We start from the raw sequence: 20,826 nt of genomic DNA, 5'->3' as shown, positions 1-20,826 counted from the left end.
TTAGGGAATAATTTATAGGTTTGATTTATAATAGATTTATATCGAATTTTGACTTCATATTATTGAATTTGAATTTAATGATATAACTTATGATTGATCAGGTAAGAAAATTGATCATGGCCGAGACTTTATTAGTATGAACTACCATTATTAAAGCACATAAAATTGATTTTAATGATGATAGTTCAAAAAAAAAGCCCAGTAATTTGTATTTAACGTTAGTTTATGCAATAAAACCGTCTGATAGATATTTTTAATCAGAAAAAGTACTTTCAAAAAGCCTTTAGGGGCTACTATGGCAATACTTGTATTGGTATTTGGTGAAATTGTCAAGCTTTTATTTAACTTGTCTCTTAATTCCCTATTAGCATGAATAATAAATTACTCATATTTTTTTCCTTCTTGGCAATTAATGCATCCTTTGTAAAAGGACAGGAAAATGCATCTGTAAAAAAAAATGCAGATAGTGCAATTGTAAAAGTGCATCCATCCTATAATAAGGTTACCGGCATTCATCGTTGGCTGTTTGGTGAAAATTATAGGAGAGAATGGGCAGAACCGGTAAAACTACCGGTGATTAGATTATCTCAAATTCATGGGGGCCTTATTCCAATTCGCGAGGGTGGGGGAATGCAATCCAAATCCCTGCGACTAAAGGATAAAAATGGTCATGAATGGGTGTTGCGTACGGTTGAGAAAACACCTGAAAAATTATTGCCAGATAACCTGCAGGGCACATTTGCAGTTGATTGGGTTGATGATGCCATGAGTGGGCAACACCCTTTTTCCGCATTAATAGTGCCCCCGCTTGCTGAAGCGGCCGGGGTGCCTCATGCTAATCCCATTATAGGCTTAGTAGTGGCCGATGATGCGCTGGGCGAATACAGTAAAATATTTACAGGCGTAGTATGCTTGCTGGAGGAACGGGAACCCATTGGCCCATCAGACAATACGATTAAGATGACACGTGAAGTGGTTAAAAGTTATGATAACCGCATTGATGGAGAGACGTTTTTGCGTGCCCGTATGCTGGATTTACTGATTGGGGACTGGGACAGGCATGAAGACCAGTGGCGATGGGCTACTACCAAAAACGGAAAAGAAAAACTTTATGTAGGTGTGCCCCGCGACCGCGACCAGGTATTCCATCTATCTGAAGGTTTATTTCCTTCTATTGCTACTTTGCCGTGGATAGATCCTCTGCTTGATCATTTTGATGGCAAAATTCCCCATGTAAAGTATTCTCTGTTTAAAACCCGTTTTATAAAAGCGTTTCCGGATGCTCAGTTCAGTCATGCAGACTGGATGAGGATTGCCAATGAATTTGTAAAAGCCGAAACGGACGCGGTGTTGGAGGAAGCACTTAAACGGTTGCCGGTTGAAACTTACCGCATTCGTCACAATGTATTGTTTAGCAAACTAAAGCAGCGCAGGGATAATATTCCTGCCGCAATGGATGAATACTTTAAGTTTGTTAACCGTATTGTTGATGTTCGTACAACCGATAAGGATGAACTGGTGACTATTACAGATGGCGATAACAACGGCATGAGGGTTGCCATCAATAAAATAAATAAAAACGGACAGGTTAAGGATACGGTAATGAATATGACTTACCATCCGGATGTTACTAAAGAATTGAGGTTATATGTATCTGGTGGTGATGATAAAATAGTAATCAATACCAGCAATACACTCATCAATCTGAGGGTGATTGATAGCGCCGGTACAAAATTGATTGATGTAAAGCAGGCCAATCGTAAAGTAAAAGTTTACGGGCCAACTAATAATATAAAATTTACCGGCGACGTTGGACGTTTAAGCAAGCATTTATCTAATGATACCGCAAATAACAGGTTTGTGCCAGCCAGCACGTACAATATCTGGATGCCTTTGGCTACAGCCGGGTTGAATAAAGATGATGGCTTCCTGTTAGGTTTGGGGTTTAAATATACGGGTGTGGATGGTTTCAGAAAGCTGCCTTACTCCACTGTACAGCAACTGATGATCACGCATTCTTTTGCTACCGATGCATTCAGGATAAAATATAATGGCGAATGGATTCAGGCTTTTGGAAAAGCTGATTTTACCCTGCAGGCATTTGCACAAGCACCGGATAATACCGTAAACTTTTTTGGCCGCGGTAACGAAACTGTACTGGATAAAACCGGTAATTATCGCCGGTTTTACCGCACCCGGTATGATATATACCAGGTTGATCCCGCCTTGCGTTGGCGATTAGCCCACGGAACTTCAATAAGCGTAGGTCCGTCTTTCCAGTTCTATCGTCTTGACCTGGCCGACAATGCGGGGCGTTTTATCACCCAGTCATCCAAGGTTAATGCTTATGATAGTTTAACTATAAATAAAGACAAAGCGCATTTGGGCGCACAGATAAATTTGGAGAGCAACCACCGGGATAATGGTATTTTGCCAAAAAAAGGTTATTACTTGTTTGTAAACCTGCAGGGATATACCGGCCTTAATAATTATTCGAAATCATTTGTACAAATCAGGCCGGAATTCACCTATTATCAAAAAATAAATTCAACAGGTTCTATTGTGTTGTCAGATCGTGTTGGTGGTGGTGTAAGTTTTGGTAAACCGGGATTTTATCAATCCATGTTCCTGGGCGGGCAGGGTAACCTGTTGGGCTATCTGCAAAACCGCTTCGCGGGGCAGCATATGGTATTTAACAATCTGCAGGCCAGGGTAAAGATAGCTGATATTGCCAGTTATATAATACCCGGCCAATTAGGGCTGATCGGCTTTTATGATACCGGCCGCGTTTGGGTTAATGGCGAGCATTCTGATAAATGGCACTCAGGAACAGGTGGCGGATTGTACTTTGCGCCAGCCTCATTAACCGTAGTGCAGTTGATGGCCGGCCACTCTGATGAGGGATGGTATCCTTATATTTCATTTAATTTTAGGTTGTGATCTAACAGCCTTGTCAGGCTATTTAGCAGCGAAGTAAATAACAAAGAAGCCTTAGGTTCAAAGTGGACTTAAGGCTTCTTTGTTTTGCGTAGAGGGGCTCGATGCAATAGCGACAGATCCCAATAATACTGCATTTGTTAATTTTTTACCTGCGGGTTTGGTTTGTTGTCAGTAACAACGTTTGCGGCTTTTGCATCTGCTTTGGGAGGGTCTGCTGGTTTTACTTCTTTTAGGGCTATATTGTTTTTCAAATGTTAAAAAATGAGAAGATCCTCCAGATCTTCTTGCCCCAATTTATCATCCGATCATTCCAATCATTTCAGCCGTTTTAAGTTTTTTTTAGCTTTTTACTAAAATCAAAATTTCAACATTTATTGAGGAGATTAAATTAATTATTAACTATTTTGCAGCACCAATTATAAATCTACAATAACATTTATTTTACATAAATTTAACGGTTTAATTAAGTAACAATGGCTATCAAACCCATTCCTAATGAAAGTGAACTTATAAAACAAGTGATTTCAGGAAGTGAGCGGGCTTTTTCCAAACTTTTTGATGGCTATTATAAATCACTTGGTGATTATGTTTACAGATTAACTGAGTCTTTGGAAATAACCGAGGAAATTGTTCAGGACGTATTTATAAAAATATGGACAAAAAAAGAAGACTTAAGCGGAATAGAAAGCTTCAGTAATTACCTCTTTATAATCAGCCGCAATCAGACCTATAATTTTCTACGCAAAAAAGCGAACGAAAAAGTACGCCAATTGGAGTGGGAAAAAGATTTTGAAGAAAATTCTATTCTGAATGATGATGATAAATCCGGGGAATTCTACCGGGCATTGTTGGAAAAGGCCATAGAAAAGCTTCCGCCTCAACAAAAAAAAGTTTATTTATTAAGTAGGAATGAGCGCTTAAAGTATGAAGAAATAGCGCAGAAATTAAATATTTCGCCAGAAACGGTCAAGAAACATATAAAATCGGCTATTAAGTTTCTAAAAAGCAATGTTAATGTGGAAAATGACGGCGTTTTAGTCGTGATCTTGCTCGCTCAGTTGATTTTTAAATAAAAATAATATTTTTTGTAGTTCAACTACCCCTTTTTTTCTTTTTAAGTGTCTTTAGGTGTATATGTCCCAAATGAAGCCTGAAAGACTAAATTATTTATTCCAAAATTATTTCGACAAGACTGCTACAGAAAAGGAGCGTGATGAACTAATGCAAATCATCAACGATCCTTTGCAGGAGGAAGTGATTAAAAGTTTGATGGAAGACGTGTTTATGTCAAACACATCCACCAATATGGAAAATGATGTATTTGCCCAGGGCCAAAAAGAAAAAATGCTGGATGCTGTTTTCGCAGTTCAACCTGGCAAACCTGAAAGCGGAAGTGCTATAGTAAAAGGTATAGCGAGAATTTCGTGGGTAAAGTATGCAGCTGCAGCAATTTTGCTTTTATCGGTCGGGTTGTTTTTTTTTAAATCTAAACAAACCAACTTCGGTACGTCCCAGGTGAAAATTTCGAACGATATCAAACCTGGAGGAAACAATGCTGTTTTAACCCTATCCAATGGCACCAGGATTATGTTAAATGATGCCAAAAACGGTAAGCTGGCAGTTCAGGGTAGTGCATCTGTTGTAAAGCTTGCCAATGGAGAGCTTAAATACAATCAAAATGGAGCTACTGAAGGGGCACCTGTTTATAATACCATGTCGACCCCGCGGGGAGGGCAGTATAAGTTACAATTGCCCGATGGTACCATAGTAATGCTTAACTCCGAATCATCAATTACTTTTCCCATAGCTTTTAAGGGTAAAGTAAGAAATGTTTCCCTTACAGGCGAAGCGTATTTCGAGGTGGCTAAAAACAAAAAAATGCCATTCCATGTAAGCTTCGGCGATCAGCAGGTTGAGGTGTTGGGAACCCACTTCAATATAAGTGCATACAAAGATCAGCCAGTTTATAAAACCACCCTTCTGGAAGGTTCTGTCAGAATTTCAAGAGGGAAAGAAAATCAATTATTAGTGCCGGGGCAACAGGCTATCTATAAAACAGATAGTCAAGCCTTTGTAGTTAACGAGGTTGATATAGAGGATGTTATTGCATGGAAAAATGGCTTATTCCAGTTTGATAATACAGAGCTGGAACAGGTTATGCTACAACTATCCAGATGGTATAATGTTGAAGTAGAATACGATGGTCCTAAACCTGTTTTGAATTTTACAGGTGCAGTAAAGAGAGACAATAACCTGTCGAGGGTAATTAAAATACTGGAATCAACAGGCGGGGTAAAATTCACTATCGATGGAAACAAAATAATTGTTCACAAAAAATAAATTTTAAAAGCCTAATCAGAAAATTATGGAGAGATAAATTACGAAACCAATTAATGTTAAGGTATCTGAATTAATACCTCCCCGGATTGCGGCCGGGAAGGCAAATGTGATCAGATTAACCTGTTAATAACCAGTTTACAGCACCAATTATAACTTAACCCAAACATTCAAATGTATGAAACAACTTCTGCATTCTAAAATTCCTGTGCCTTTTTGCCAGGACCGAAAACCAATTAGTCAATATGACAATTATTTAAAACAGGTACTTAGGATTATGAAAATAACGGGTATCCTTTTATTTGTATTAACGCTTCACATCAGTGCAAATACATTGGCGCAAAAGGTTAGCCTTTCCAATGATAAAGCTGGTTTAAAGTCGGTTTTAAAGCAATTAAAGAAACAAACAGGCTTTTTGTTTATGTACAACAGCCAGGTTTTCAAAAAAGCTAAACCGGTAACTATCCATGCCTCAAATATTGAGCTTGGCGAAGCCCTGAACCAGATTTTTAAATCGCAGCCCCTTACTTATGAGTTGGATGATAATACCATCATTATTAAGGAACTGAGCCCGGAGGGGACGGCTGATAACAACAGTAAAGCGGTTCCCCGCCGTATTACCGGAAAGGTTACGGATAAAGATGGGCTTGCTATACCCGGTGTTACCGTACAGATAAAGGGTTCTGCAACAATTACCACTACAGCAACTGACGGTACGTTTGCTATAATGGCCGAAAAGGGAAACACTATACAATTTCGCTTTATTGGATTTGAAACAAAAGAGGTGTTGATTGAAGACCAAACGTCATTAACAATTACACTGACCGAAGAAAAAAGAGGACTGAATGAAGTGGTAGTTATAGGTTATGGCAGCAGCACCAAAAAAGAGCTGACCAGCGCCATTTCAACCGTTAAGGCCGAGCAATTTAACGCTGGGGTAGTATCAAGCCCCGCCGATTTGCTGGAAGGTAAAGTGGCCGGTTTAAATATTACCAGCGATGGTAACCCAAATAGCAAAGCGTCTGTTACGCTCCGTGGACCATCGTCTATACGTACAGGCGAAGCTTCTGTACCATTTTATGTGATAGATGGCGTACCCGGAGCCGATTTTAATTTGATTGCTCCTTCGGATATTGCTTCAATAGATGTATTAAAAGATGCTTCTGCCGCTGCAATCTACGGAACCAGGGCTACCAATGGTGTGATTATAGTAACTACTAAAAAGGCTAAAGCGGGCCAGATGAGGATGACTTATAATGGTTACGGAGCCTTTGAAAAAGTATCTAACCAGTTTGATGTGGCCAGCGCCGATCAGCTTAGGGCTTATGTAAAAGCTAACGGGCAAAGTTTTACACCGGCAAATGATAACGGTGGAAATACTGACTGGCAAAAGGCGGTTGAACGCAACACGGGTTTTTCGCAAAACCACAACCTTTCTTTTGGCGGCGGTACCGATAAAACTACCTATAACGGAAGTTTAAATTACCTGGACAACCAGGGTATTGTTAAAACCAGTGATTTAAAACGTGTTACAGGCAGGCTTAATATCACCCAAAAAGCACTGAATGATAAATTGAAATTGGATTTTTCCCTAAGCAATGCGGTTACGAACTCCAACCTGCTGGTTAATGATATTCCGTTGTCAAGTGCAAATGGCCAAAGTCCGGGATTATTTAAATCAATAGTTCAGTATTTACCTACGCGTACCATTTATAACGCCGACGGAACATTTTATAATGACCCTACTTTAAAATTAGGTTATAACCCGGTTGGCCTTATTACCAATGATACTTATAAACAAAAAATTAACCTGTTGTTAGGTAATGTACGCGGCGAACTGATATTACCTGCCGGTTTGCTTTACAATTTCAACTTAGCCTACCAGGAAACAAATACCAATAGCAATACTTATTACAATTCGGCATCTGAGCTTGCTCCAAGCCTTAATGGTAAAGCCATCCGCTCAACTTACCAGGATACAAAAAAGTTATTTGAAAATTATTTAACCTATGCTCATAACTGGAATGATAAGCACAGTTTTAAAGCGTTGTTTGGTTATTCAATAGACCAGACAACTAAAGGAAACGGTTTTCAGTCAACCAATCAAAATTTTATTTCTGATGCTACCGGCTATAGCAACCTGGCACTGGGTACACCGGCTTCCAACTACCGTGTTGATTATGGTGGTGTTAACGAGGAAACTTTACGCCTGATATCATTTTATTCGCGTCTTAATTACAGTTACGAAGGTAAATACCTTTTGCAGGCATCGGTACGTCGCGATGGATCAAACGCTTTTGGTACCAACAAACGTTGGGGGTATTTCCCTGCTGTATCTGCTGCATGGCGCGTGATCGACGAAGGTTTCATGAAATCGCAATCATTGTTTGATGATCTGAAACTGAGGGTAGGATACGGTAAAACTGGTAACTCATTAGGCTTCTCGCCATATACGCCTATAACGCTTTATGGCACCACGGGCAGTTTTTATTACAACGGTGCTTATATAGGTGCTATTGGTGTAACCCAAAACCCGAATCCGGATTTGAAGTGGGAAAGTACCGGCACGCTAAATGGCGGTATTGATTTCTCTATATTGAAAGGACGTTTGGGCGGTTCGGTTGACATCTACAATAAAAAAACAACCGATATGATCACCAGCGTTCCGGTACCGCTTATCAATAACTTTGTAAATTACAAGGTTATGAACGTAGGTAGCATGAGCAATAAAGGTGTGGAGATAGCACTTAACGGTACGCCTATTAAATCAAAAGACTTTACGTGGAGCAGCTACGGTAATATTTCATTCAACAAAAATAAGATTACAGCCCTTGCCCCAAATCTATCTAAAATATACAGAGGCGACCCTGAGGGACCGGGTCAAAGCGGGATAAACGTATCCATCATTGAAGCCGGTTACCCGCTTGGCGAATTTTATACCCTAAAATATCTTGGCCGCCCCAATGGCGTATCAACATTTTTAGGCGCCAATGGCCAGCCAACTACAACACCTACAAGTGCCGATCAAACTTACGCAGGTAACGCGCAGCCAACCTATACCTTTGGTTTAGGTAACGATTTTACTTATAAAAACTTTAGCCTAAATTTCTTTTTCAGAGGCCAGGGCGGTAATAAAATCATGAACGCATCATTGGCCAGCTTTAATCAGCCAACTCAGGCTTCGGCACACGGCGTGCCTACCCTTACGTTAAGTGAGCCGGGCACCGATGTTAACGCCAACTTGTATTCAACCCGTTATTTGGAAAGTGGCGCGTTTATTAGGTTAAGTAACGCCACACTTGCATACAAAATAAATGTTCCGGGTAACTATGTACATGGCATCCGCTTGTATGTTACCGGTACCAACTTATTTATTATTACCAAATACAAAGGGGTTGATCCTGAATTGAATTTGAACATCGACAACCAGGCCAGCGGCCAGTTTATTGGAGTTGATAGTAATAATTTTTACCCAAAAACAAGGAGTTTCCTTGCCGGTATCCAAGTTGATTTATAATAACCATTAACCTAACAAGAGATGAACAATTTAAAAAGATATATAAAACCGGGCCTTGTTGCCTTGGTTATGGCGGCAATTTACCTTTCGGGTTGTACAAAATTAGATATAACTCCTAAATCGGCGCTTACTCCCTCTATTTTTCCAACTACTCCTGCGCAGTACGTAGCTGCTACAGGGCCTATTTATACCTCGTTTCGGGGGGCGCCGGGCAGGCAGTATTGGTTATTACAAAATTTAAGTACAGACGAAAATGTGCTGGTAGCGCGTGGCGGTAACTGGCTTGACGGGGGCACCTATTCAACCGTGAACCTCCACACCGTAACACCCGATAACGGTATGACAGAAACCTGCTGGCAGTGGGGTTACGGAACCATAAGTTTATGTAACCAGGTATTATCATTATTTGATGCTACACCTGCAAGCGACGCCAAAAAACAAACCCTTGCCGAAATTAAAACCATGCGGGCATTGTCTTATTTTTACCTGATGGACCTTTTCGGAAATGTGCCTATCAGCAAAAAGTTTGGTGATACCACCAACCTGGGCACCCAGCCAAGGGCAACTGTGTTTGCTTTTATCGAAAGCGAATTATTGGCACAAATTCCTGATCTGAGTGCTACTGCAGGGGTTACAACGTATGGCAGGCCAACCAAAGGTTTAGCGTACGCAATCCTTGCAAAAATGTATCTTAATGCACAATACTACATTGGCACGCCAAGATATCAGGACGCGGTTACCATGTGCGATAATATTATAAAAGGTGGCCAATATTCTTTAGACGCCGATTATTTGGGCATGTTTAAACCTAATAACGGTCCGCAGATTAAGGATTTTATATTTGCCGTACCTTATGATGGCGTTCAGGCGCAGGGACAATACTATGCCCGCTGGACAATTAACCCTAATTTGAAAAATAAGTATAAAATGCCTTATACTCCGGATGGTCCGGTTTATACCTACAAAGAGTATTATGCTTTGTTTAACGATGCAAATGACATTCGCAAAAAACAATACCTTGTTGGTAAGCAATACAATAATGATGGTACGCCAATAAACATTACTACTACAAATATTGGCCTTGATGCAAGTTATAGCGGCCCTAACCCAAATGCAACTGTTGTACACCAACTGGAGTTTACGCCTGATATTGTTTGGAAAAATAACGCAACTTTTGATATTGGTAATGATGAACTTGCTAACGAAGAAGGTTACAGGAACAATAAATTTTATCCAGACAGCTTAAACACAGATCGTAATCAGGGCAATGATGTGCCGATGTTCAGGTATGCCGATGTGCTGCTGGAGAAAGCCGAAGCCATTTTAAGAGGTGCAACTGCAACCAACGGCGATTCGCCATTATCATTGGTTAACCAGGTAAGGGCGCGTGCCAAGGCATCGCCATTGGCTGCTGTAACCTTGCAGGATATTTTAGATGAGCGCGGCAGGGAACTGGCTATGGAAATGTGGCGCCGTAATGATATGATACGCTTTGGACAGTTTGAAAAATCCTGGGGCATTAAAACAGATGCCAACCCCGCCAAGCGGATTTTCCCGATCCCAAGACCCGAAATGCAGTTAAACCCCAAGCTGATACAAAACCCTGGGTACTAACAGCCAATATTTTAATCCCCCAGTCTTGTAAAGATTGGGGGATTAATCTTATTATTAGCTTTGAAACTTCCACTATTCAAAAGATGAGATCAATACTATTTATTATTTTTTCGGTACTGCTGGTTAATTCGGCAGAGGCAAAAAGCGGCATTATCAATATTAAGAAGGTTGGTGCCGTAGCGGATGGTAAAACAGATAATGCGGTTTATATCCAAAAAGCAATTGATATGGCCGGTAAGGCCGGCGGGGGTACAGTATTGATACCAGCAGGTACTTTTATTACAGGAGTTATTCATTTAAAATCAAATGTTGAGCTGCGCTTAGCCGCGGGAGCGGTATTGCTGGCATCGGCAAAACGAATAGTATACGGCCCTGGCAAGGCTTCTCCATTAATTTGTGCCGAAGGACAGCAAAACGTATCAATTACCGGCAAAGGGATTATAGATGGCAATGGTGATGAATTATTAAAGGATATCTATAAAATGCTAAAAAGCGGCACTTTAAAAGATTCGGAATGGCAAACTTATAATGATTGGCACCAGATGCGCCCTCAGGAAGATAACCGGCCTAAGTTGATCTTTTTCGAAAAATGTGATAAAGTAAGTATTAAAAACATCACTATTAAAAATGGATTGTGCTGGATACAGGATTACAGAAACTGTACCAACATGGTTGTTGATAGCATCCGCGTTGTTAGTAACACATTTTTAAATAACGATGGAATTGATCTTGTTGACTGTAAAAACGTAAAGCTTACCAATAGTTTTTTCAATGTTGCAGATGATGGGATTTGCCTTAAATCTTCAGATCCTCTTGGCGCCTGCGAAAATATATATATAGCCAACTGTAAAATTCGCTCAAGCGCGAGCGCCCTCAAAATGGGTACAGCATCATTTGGCGGCTTTAAGAAAATAACCGTTCGTGGCATCTATGTGTATGATACTTTCCGGTCTGCCATCGCCATTGAATCTGTAGATGGGGCTGTTATTGAGGATATTGATATACGTAATGTAACCGCAAAAAATACGGGGAATGCCATATTCATCCGCCTGGGTAAACGCAACAAGAAAAGCCCTCCGGGTAAAATTAGTAATGTATTTATAGCAAATGTGAAAGTTGAAGTGCCTGCAGGAAAACCGGATGCAGGATATCATATGGAAGGGCCGGCCGAGTTGTTTCCTCACAATATATTTCCATCCTCTATTATGGGTTTGCCAGGTTTTAATGTAACCAATGTAACCCTTGAAAATATTGATATCAGCTATAAAGGCGTTGCAAAAAAGAGTATAGCTTATTTCAATGCAGATTCCCTGATCAAAGTACCCGAGAAAAGCGGCGATTACCCTGAGTTTTCGATGTTTGGAGAACTGCCTGCTTCTGCCTTTTATGTAAGGCATGCCGAAGGTATCACATTTAAAAATATGCGGATAAATCATGTCGGCGAGGATTTCAGGAGCCCATTTATTTTTGATGATGTAGATAAGTTAAATCTTAGTAAAATAAATGTGATCAACTCAAAGGTGGTTCCTGTGATTATTTTAAACAACGTAAAACACCCTTCACTAAACGACCGGTTTATGACCGAGGCTAAAAATACACTTATAAAATAACCTGGCTTAAGGTTATATAATGATGCATTGGCCCCAATAATCGCCTACCACCATGAAAAAAATATACAAGCTTAAATATTTACTTGTTGCCTTTATTTGCTGTATTTCAGCAAAAACAAAAGCACAGCTAAATGTTAATTCATCTTATGCGCTTATCAGCAGGGTTATTCCGGCACATGCTAAAATGTTTGTGGTTGAGGCATTGGAAAACAATAATTCCAAAGATGCTTTTGAGGTTGAAGGAGCAAAAGGAAAAATAATTTTAAGGGGTAATAATGGCGTTGCCGTAGCATCGGCATTATATTACTATTTGAACGAATACGGCCATTGCCAGGTAACGTGGAATGGTACAAATCTGAATTTACCTCAACAACTCCCCGTTCCTGATCATAAAACAAGAAGAAACAGCCCTTATGATTATCGCTACTATTTAAACTATTGTACCTACAGCTACAGTATGAGTTGGTGGGACTGGAAAAGATGGGAAAAGGAGATAGACTGGATGGCAATGCACGGTATCAACATGCCACTTGCTATTACCGGCCAGGAATATGTTTGGAACAAGGTTTACACAGACCTGGGCTTTAGCGGGGCCGATATGCAGAACTTTTTTAGCGGACCTGCTTACTTTGGCTGGTTTTATATGGGGAATATAGATAAATGGGGAGGCCCTTTACCGCAAAGTTGGATAAACGGCCATAAAGACCTGCAGTTAAAGATATTGAAAAGAGAAAGAGAATTGGGTATAAAACCGGTATTGCCCGCATTTACAGGGCATGTACCTGCCTCATTTAAAACACGGTTTCCGCAGGCAAAGCTTAAAAAAACTAACTGGAAAAACGGATTCGAGGACACCTATATACTGGATGCTAAAGATCCCCTTTTTGCAGAAATTGGTAAACGGTTTATTGAAGAACAAACCAGGATATATGGATCAGATCACCTTTACTCTGCAGATACGTTTAATGAGAACGAACCGCCTTCCAATGATCCTGCGTTCCTGTCAGAATTAAGCGCGAGGGTTTATGATGGGATGAAAGGCGCCGATCCTAAGGCCGTTTGGGTTATGCAGGGCTGGTTGTTTTTTAGCGACAAGGAGTTTTGGCATGATGAACAGATAAAAGCTTTGCTGAGTGCTGTGCCCAATGAGCACATGATCATCCTGGATCTGAATACTGATTTTGAACCGATATGGAAGCGTACCAATGCTTTCTATGGCAAACCATGGATCTGGAATATGCTTCATAATTACGGTGGTAATATCAGTTTATTTGGCAGGATGGATGCCGTAGCAAAACAGCCTGCAACAGCCTTGCATGATCCGCAATCAGGTAAAATGGTGGGGATAGGTTTAACGATGGAAGCAATTGAACAAACGCCTGTTTTATACGAGTTAATGATGCAAAATACCTGGCAGGATGTACCTGTTAACCTTGATGAGTGGTTGCCCGGGTATATTTATAATCGTTATGGCATGCAAAGCGCCGATGCGCTGGAGGCCTGGAAGGTATTGAGAGGAACGGTGTTTAATGGAAAGGATATTCGGGATGGTGCGGAATCAATCATTACCGGTCGGCCTACGCTTGATTCTGCTGCAGTTTGGACCCGCACAAAATTAAATTACCGCCGTGCAGATCTGCTTCCCGCCTGGGATAAATTAATTTCAGCCGCCGCGGTTTGCCAGAATAGCAGTGGTTTTAATTACGATCTGGTAGACCTGACGCGCCAGGTATTGGCAAATTACGCCCGACCCTTGCAGGTTAAATGGCTTAAAGCATACCAGGATAAAGACATCGGCGCATTTAATAAAGCGGCTGCTGATTATTTAGCATTGATTACTGATATGGATAAACTATTAGCAACCAGAAAAGACTTTTTGTTGGGGCCATGGATAGCAGATGCCAAAAGCTGGGGTACAAACCCCGAAGAAAAAAAGCTTTATGAACGCAACGCACGCAACCTCATCACGCTTTGGGGGGATAAAAATAGCCCATTGCATGAGTATTCATGCCGGCAATGGAGTGGTTTACTGAATGATTTTTATAAAGTGAGGTGGCAGAAATTTTTTGAGGTGCTTAATAAATCAATAAGTACTAACAAAGAACCGGATCTTAAAGCGTTTGATAAAGCGATAAGTGAATGGGAATGGAGCTGGGTTAACACAAGTAAAAGCTACCCTGTTCAGGCTGCTGGCAATAGCGTAGTTACGGCAGAATTGCTGTATAAAAAGTATAGGAAAGTAATGGCCGAAGATTTAAAATAAGAATATCATGAACAGGAACGTTGAACCTGGTAAAGTAGTTAATAAATCGAAGCCGGCCCGCTTAATGTCGCTTGATGCCTTACGGGGTTTTGACATGTTTTGGATCATGAGCGGCGAAGGAATTGTTCACGCCCTGGCAAAAGCAACCGGATGGCCGCTGTTTATGTGGATGTCTGGCCAGTTGCACCATACGGTATGGAATGGCATAACTTTTTATGACATGATTTTTCCCCTGTTTTTATTCATAGCGGGCATCTCTATGCCTTATTCTATGAAAAATAAAATCAACCAACATGGGGTCAATGATATCCTGCTTTTACCTTCCAAAGTAAAATGGGGGATCTATAAATCCATGATCAGACGCACTATAATTCTGATTTTTTTGGGTATGGTGGTCAATGGTCTTTTAAAATTCAATGGATACGAAAATATTCGCTTTGCAAGCGTATTGGGCAGGATAGGTCTCGCCTGGTTTTTTGCCGGCTTGATCTATTTGAATTTTAATTTGAGGGGGCAGGTTATTTGGTTCGGTGTTTTATTACTGGGTTACTGGGCGGCTATGACCCTCATTCCTGTTCCGGGGTATGGAGCAGGGGTATTAACGATGAACGGCAGCCTGGAGTCATATATCGATCGTTTACTACTACCTGGCAGGCTTCATGATAAAGTTCATGATCCTGAAGGGATTTTATCAACTATCCCCGCCATCGGAACGGCGCTAATGGGGATATTCACGGGGCAGTTTTTAGAACAAGAATCCACTGACTGGCCAATGTGGAAAAAGGGAGTGGCTCTTTTTTTTATGGGATTGGCCTGTATAGCTTTGGGTTTATTATGGCAAACAGTTTTCCCTATCAACAAGCGACTTTGGACAAGCTCCTTTGTTTTATATGTAGGGGGATGGAGCCTTATGCTTCTTTCGGTATTTTATTTGGTGATTGATGTTGCAGGATATCGTAAATGGGCGTTTCCATTTGTAATTATAGGCCTAAACTCCATACTCATTTATCTTGCATCAGAGGGGATGGTTGATTTTCAGCATACAGCGAACTATTTATTAGGCGGCGTGGTGAAAATGGCTCCTGAAAAATGGCGTGCGGTATGGTCGGCATCGGCCATCACTTGTACGCAAATAGGTTTGCTATACTTTTTATATCGATCTAAATTATTTTTGAAAATTTAGATCGATATAGTGGGTACATCATTCCTTCATTCCACTTTTAACTAAGGGAATCACCTTGGTTCCTATCAACTCAATGGCACTCATCAACTTTTCATGAGATAGTCCGGCGTTATCCATCTGGAATGTAAACCTCGAAATACCACCCAGCGCCTCACTATGCCGCAATATCTTTTCAGCAACCTGTTCCGGGCCACCTACAACCAAAACACCTTTCGGACTGATCAATCCGTCAAACTGCGGCCTCGTTACCGGCGGCCAGCCACGTTGCCTGCCCAGTTTGGTCCAAAGTTCCGCGTAGCCGGGGTAATATTCGGCAATTGCTTGTTCCGTGCTGGCTCCTACATATCCCGGCGAGTGCAAACCCACTTTCAATTGCTCGGGTTTAAACCCGGCCCGCGCGCCGGCTTCCCTGTACAAATCTATCAACGGGCGGAAACGATGGGTTTCGCCGCCGATAATGGCCACCATTAATGGTAAACCCAGGGTCCCTGCCCTGGCAAAAGATGCAGGTGTGCCGCCAACCCCAAGCCATACGGGCAATTGAGGTTGTAGCGACCGCGGATAAACAGGCAGGTTATCAAGTGCCGGCCGAAACTTACCCGTCCATGTCACAAACTCATTGTCGCGGATCTTTAATAGCAGGTCCAGCTTTTCTTTAAAAAGCGCGTCATAATCATCAAGGTCGAAACCAAAGAGGGGATAGGCTTCGATAGAAGAACCGCGGCCAACAACCAACTCGGCCCTGCCTTTAGAAATGAGATCCAGCGTTGCAAAACTTTGATATACCCTTACCGGATCAGCAGCGCTTAAAACCGAGACCGCGCTGGTTAATTTTATCCTGCTAGTTTTTGCTGCTGCTGCTGCGAGGATAACAGCGGTTGCCGAGTCCAGAAACTCTTTTTTATGATGTTCGCCGATGCCAAAAACATCCAGGCCAACCTCGTCCGCAAATGTTATCCTTTGCAGCAATTGCTCCATAGCGTCAACACTGCTCAACCTGTTGCTTTGGTTTGTGCCATACATTGCTGAAGCAAAACTGTCTATTCCTATTTCCATTATTTTAGTATTTAATTGGCATTGCCTTTTTATCCTATTTCAACCTTGCAGCCTTACCTATACCCTAAAGTAAGTTAATAGTGCTAAGTAACAAAAACAATAATAAAATGGACAAGGCCTTAGTAGCAGGAGCGACGGACCCCTTTAGCTCAGCCATGGCAACCACACAACGTCCTTTTTTTACATGCGAATTTTTGAAACTTAATTATTGAGTTTCTTGCTTATGTTATTCATTATCAATAGATTTATTGAACCAAACCTCTTCTCATGAAAACGTTTTTTACAAAGCTTCTCCGTTGGATCACGCCAAATTTCAGGTTGCTGTTTTTGCTTTTTACTGCCGGGCTTTTTATAACAGCCACGCTTACCCAAAAGGATAAGTACCTGGTCATTACAGCGCATGCGCCCAAGGCAATCTTATCCTGGGAAACCAATTTAAACAATTTGGACAGGGATAAAATGTTAAAGGAATGGGGTATAACCTACAAAAACCTACTCGTGTATAAAAATACCGATACACCAAGGGTAGTAAAGGTAACCGGGCTTGAAACGGTGATTGCCCAAAATCAAGCCGACTATGCCTTTATAATATTTTATGTTGGCTTTTTATTGTTGTTAATTTCCCGTTTAATTCGGGTAGAAGGTTACAGCCTCAGGTTTAATTGGCTATTTATCGCTTTAGCGCTTTTTACTGTTTTAGGTGGCATTCTTGACTACATAGAGAATTTTGGAACATCCAAAATAGTCCATCTGTATATGGCAAACCCCAAAAATCCATTACCTGATGCAAGTATAGTTGGGTATCCATCCCGCTTAAAATGGATATTACTCATAGCAGTAGTAGCCATTATCCTTTGGCAGTCTATTATTCTCGATCTCGCTTTGTTATGGCTCGGAATGATCACCAATATTCTAAAAAAAGGAACACAACTATTTTGGCGTTGGAGGGTGATGCTCTTTACCTTATTGATTGTGTTTGCATTGCTTTATATCAGCGATCAGGGACAGGATCTTTTACTTTCTTTAAATGCCGAAAAATTGGGCGTATACCTGTTCCTGTTTTCTACATCCATTATCGCTTTGTTATGCTGGTATTTACCTAAAATTCTTGAGTATGACGGAGCAATGAATTATGTTCAATTCTTTTTTAAATCAGTCGATTTTAAGGTAGATCCGCTAACCCACAAAAGGCCAAAGGCCGAAGTAGATTTGAGCCGCCTGCTTGGTGCAGCCGGTTTTCTTATTCCGGCGGTAGGGATTTTCAAAGTTATGGACAATTACCACATGGACTATTGGTTTTCGGGTATACCTCCTTTGGCTATATTTCTGCTGATGTTGATTGTGTACAGGATTATTTTAGAGCATCATTGGATAGATGGTTTTTATAAGAATACTAACGGCGAGATTAACTGGATAAAATATGGCATAACCATAATAGTATTGTTCATTCCGATGGTTATTTGGGGGATGGATAAAAATAATACACAACCTTATGCCATTGTTCATCTTGCTTTAGACTTAATCATATTATCAATTCTTTTTTTAATCACAACCACCTTGCGCACCTGCAGTGGTATTATTAAAAAATGGCCAATTGCACCTTTTATCACGTTAACTGGCCTGGCTTGCCTGGCGTTCTTTATCGCCTGTAATTTTCCGTCATTTCTGGCCAGGTTTATTTACAGCTCAAGGTTTTATACCATGCCCTTCGTGTTTTTCGCGGTAGCCGGCTACTTGTTATTCTTTACCTATTTGCTGTTTATCGGAAAAAAAACGGGCGTTACCTGGATAACCATTTTATTGGTTATCACTTTTATCGGTGCTTCAAGCAGCGTAACAAATTACCATGGTATAGCAGTTTTAACAGATACAACTCATTGCAAAACTAAAAATGGAGTTGATACATCCTGCGTGAAAACAGCCGACTCCTTAAATACTTATGCCGAAAAGTGGCTGCGTGGAAGAGAACAGGAAATAGACAACTATTATAAACAGTATAAAAAGAGTTATCCTGTTTATTTTGTGAACGCGCATGGCGGGGGAGTCCGCGCAGCGGTTTGGACAACCATGGTAATAGGCACATTGGATAAAGAGATGCGGGCCGATACCGGGAAATTTAATAAATTGGGTTTTCAGCATTATGCATTTTCTTATTCCGGCGCTTCGGGTGGTACTGTTGGGTTAATGTTGTTGGATGCGTCAAGACATGCTCACCTAAAAGACCTTGCTAATGACCAGTTTTTTTATCCACACAATTCATGGTCCTTATATGGTACAGATAATTTAACATCAGATATTATTGCCTTGTTGGGCCGCGATATGGTTTATTCCAGTTTTGGATTATCGGGCATACCCGATAGGGCAAGGCTAATGGAAATGGACTGGGAACAAAATGCTTTACATCGTAACATCGATTTAAAACTACCATTTATGTCTATGTGGTATGATAGTAAAACGGAGCTTCCCTTACTGTTTTCAAATACCTATGATATTCCATCCGGGAATAAAGGAATTATAGCCCCGGTGTTGTTAAATTCAAAAGACTTTCCGTCGGCTATATTCCTGGAACAGGAAATTCCCGGCAGGGGGGATATGCGCGTAAGTACTGCAGGGTTTCTGAGTGCCAGGTTTCCTTATGTAAGCCCCACAGCCAAATTGAATAATAACAGGCATTTTACAGACGGAGGTACTATTGAAAATTCAGGCGGAGAAACCTCCCTGCAAGTGATAAAAGTGTTTGAGAGCGTACGGGCAAAATTGATAGCCGACAATCACCCTATACTCAAAAATATAAGCATCAATATCTTGGCGCTACCTAACAGTATCGCCGGTATAGAGTCTCCTGTATACGACAAAAATTTTTATGAACCACTCGGGCCGCCATTGGGCGCACTTAACGTTGGAAGTGCAAATAGTGTTAGGGCAGAATTAATCAACTGCCGGTTGCCAACAAAAACCAATGGATATACCTACGTAAGTTTTCAGCCTTCGGCGTACAAATTTAATGGAAAACCATTCTGGCCTGTGCTTCCCTTAGGGTGGCAGATATCGAATGCCGCCCTTGAAGCGCTGGAACATAGTGCAACCATGCCTTCGTCAAAATTGGATACCATATTTAAACGGTTTGGGGTGAAAAGGATCAAGCATTAGACTTTCAACTTCATCCTTCACTCAAAAATTGACGTTTTAAACAAAGTATATTGACGTTTTAAACAAAGTTGCTTCATGGAGGTATGGTTAATTTTGTCTTATAAAAAATTTAAAAGATGAAATTAACAGACAATTACAACGGGGCTTTACAGCAACCCATAAATTCCGGGTTGGGCGCAACATCCTCCGTGCACGATGTTATAAAAGGAATTGATCTTAATGGTAAAACAGCTATCGTAACCGGCGGATATGCTGGTATAGGATTGGAAACAGTGAAAGCTTTTGTAGCTGCGGGTGCTCAAGTAGTTGTACCGGCCCGGGATATCCATAAAGCTGCAGGCAACTTAAAGGGCGTGAATAATGTGACGATTGAGGAGATGGATCTTATGGACCCGGAATCTATAAATGCATTTGCAGAAAAGTTTCTTTCTACAAATGATGCCCTTCATATCCTTGTTAATAATGCAGGTATTATGTGGGTGCCATTGCAACGTGATAGCCGGGGTTATGAATCGCAGCTTTCTACCAACCATTTGGGGCATTTTCAACTAACGGCAAAACTTTGGTCGGCATTAAAAAAAGCAAATGGCGCCCGGGTGATTAATGTATCCTCATACGGCCACCAAATGGCGCCCTTCAATTTTGATGACCCAAACTTCACTAACCGGGAGTATGAAACATTACAAGGTTACGGACAATCCAAAACAGCCAATAATCTTTTCACGGTTGAACTGGACTATCGTGGCAAAGCTTTTGGCGTACGGGCTTTTTCCTTGCATCCCGGATCGATAATTGGTACCGACCTTGGACGTGTTGCTCCTATGGCTTTATTTCAGCAAATGGGCACTCATGATGCCAACGGAAATATCTTTCCTGAAGTAGCAGTTAAACTTAAAAATGTTGCGCAGGGAGCAGCAACGTCTGTTTGGTGTGCTACCAGTGCACAGTTAAATGACATTGGCGGTGTATATTGCGAGAACGCGGATATAGCTGAACTGGATGAAGGAAACATTGAACATAATTATGATGATCCTTTATCCCTGAGAGGGGTAAAGGCATATTCGGTTGATGCTGAAAACGCGAAAAAACTATGGTCATTATCCGAAGAAATGACGGGTGTATTATTTCCCGCTAATTGATAGGTACTGACCATGCA

At 41.1% G+C, this 20,826-nt stretch carries 11 protein-coding genes; 10 read left to right on the top strand and 1 reads right to left on the bottom strand.

Translation table 11 applies throughout. The annotated features are described in order from the left end of the window. Window positions 1-369: 369 nt before the first annotated feature. From AC1DYB_RS23915 to AC1DYB_RS23880, 8 genes are all read left to right on the top strand, one after another. Window positions 370-2,940, top strand: a complete 2,571-nt coding sequence (locus AC1DYB_RS23915) for a BamA/TamA family outer membrane protein (RefSeq protein WP_477438598.1) — start codon at window positions 370-372, stop codon at window positions 2,938-2,940. A 473-nt stretch (window positions 2,941-3,413) separates the two neighbouring features. Then, window positions 3,414-4,013 carry an RNA polymerase sigma factor gene (locus AC1DYB_RS23910; RefSeq protein ID WP_477438596.1) on the top strand — a complete coding sequence of 200 codons (600 nt, stop codon included), beginning with the start codon at window positions 3,414-3,416 and terminating at the stop codon, window positions 4,011-4,013. Window positions 4,014-4,083: 70 nt separating this feature from the next. Beyond that, window positions 4,084-5,280 carry a FecR family protein gene (locus AC1DYB_RS23905; RefSeq protein WP_477438594.1) on the top strand — a complete coding sequence of 399 codons (1,197 nt, stop codon included), beginning with the start codon at window positions 4,084-4,086 and terminating at the stop codon, window positions 5,278-5,280. A 175-nt stretch (window positions 5,281-5,455) separates the two neighbouring features. Continuing rightward, window positions 5,456-8,794 carry a TonB-dependent receptor gene (locus tag AC1DYB_RS23900; RefSeq protein ID WP_477438592.1) on the top strand — a complete coding sequence of 1,113 codons (3,339 nt, stop codon included), beginning with the start codon at window positions 5,456-5,458 and terminating at the stop codon, window positions 8,792-8,794. A 21-nt stretch (window positions 8,795-8,815) separates the two neighbouring features. After that, complete coding sequence (locus AC1DYB_RS23895) at window positions 8,816-10,408, top strand: RagB/SusD family nutrient uptake outer membrane protein (protein ID WP_477438590.1); 1,593 nt, start codon at window positions 8,816-8,818, stop codon at window positions 10,406-10,408. 83 nt (window positions 10,409-10,491) lie between these two features. Continuing rightward, the gene (locus AC1DYB_RS23890; protein ID WP_477438588.1) at window positions 10,492-12,018 is read left to right on the top strand and encodes a glycoside hydrolase family 28 protein; all 1,527 of its coding nucleotides are present in this window, start codon (window positions 10,492-10,494) and stop codon (window positions 12,016-12,018) included. A gap of 52 nt (window positions 12,019-12,070) precedes the next feature. Continuing rightward, entirely contained in the window at window positions 12,071-14,281 is a 2,211-nt protein-coding gene (locus AC1DYB_RS23885) for an alpha-N-acetylglucosaminidase (RefSeq protein ID WP_477438586.1), read from the top strand. Window positions 14,282-14,288: 7 nt separating this feature from the next. Beyond that, complete coding sequence (locus tag AC1DYB_RS23880; RefSeq protein WP_477438584.1) at window positions 14,289-15,464, top strand: acyltransferase family protein; 1,176 nt, start codon at window positions 14,289-14,291, stop codon at window positions 15,462-15,464. Between the two features lie 18 nt (window positions 15,465-15,482). On the opposite strand, the gene AC1DYB_RS23875 is transcribed toward AC1DYB_RS23880, so the two are convergent. Then, window positions 15,483-16,520 (bottom strand): LLM class flavin-dependent oxidoreductase, encoded by a 1,038-nt coding sequence (locus tag AC1DYB_RS23875; RefSeq protein ID WP_477438582.1) that lies wholly within the window; start codon window positions 16,518-16,520, stop codon window positions 15,483-15,485. Window positions 16,521-16,787: 267 nt separating this feature from the next. Here AC1DYB_RS23875 and AC1DYB_RS23870 point away from each other — a divergent pair, with 267 nt between their 5' ends. Together AC1DYB_RS23870 and AC1DYB_RS23865 are read left to right on the top strand one after the other, a co-directional pair. Beyond that, the gene (locus AC1DYB_RS23870; RefSeq protein ID WP_477438580.1) at window positions 16,788-19,670 is read left to right on the top strand and encodes a hypothetical protein; all 2,883 of its coding nucleotides are present in this window, start codon (window positions 16,788-16,790) and stop codon (window positions 19,668-19,670) included. A 116-nt stretch (window positions 19,671-19,786) separates the two neighbouring features. Continuing rightward, window positions 19,787-20,809, top strand: coding sequence for an SDR family NAD(P)-dependent oxidoreductase (locus AC1DYB_RS23865; RefSeq protein WP_477438578.1), 1,023 nt, complete (start codon window positions 19,787-19,789; stop codon window positions 20,807-20,809). Window positions 20,810-20,826: the final 17 nt, after the last annotated feature.

It is taken from the genome of Mucilaginibacter sp. P2_A4 (genome assembly GCF_056405015.1).
Note: the sequence above shows the minus strand (reverse complement) of the source record. Positions and strands in the feature narration are given on the sequence as shown.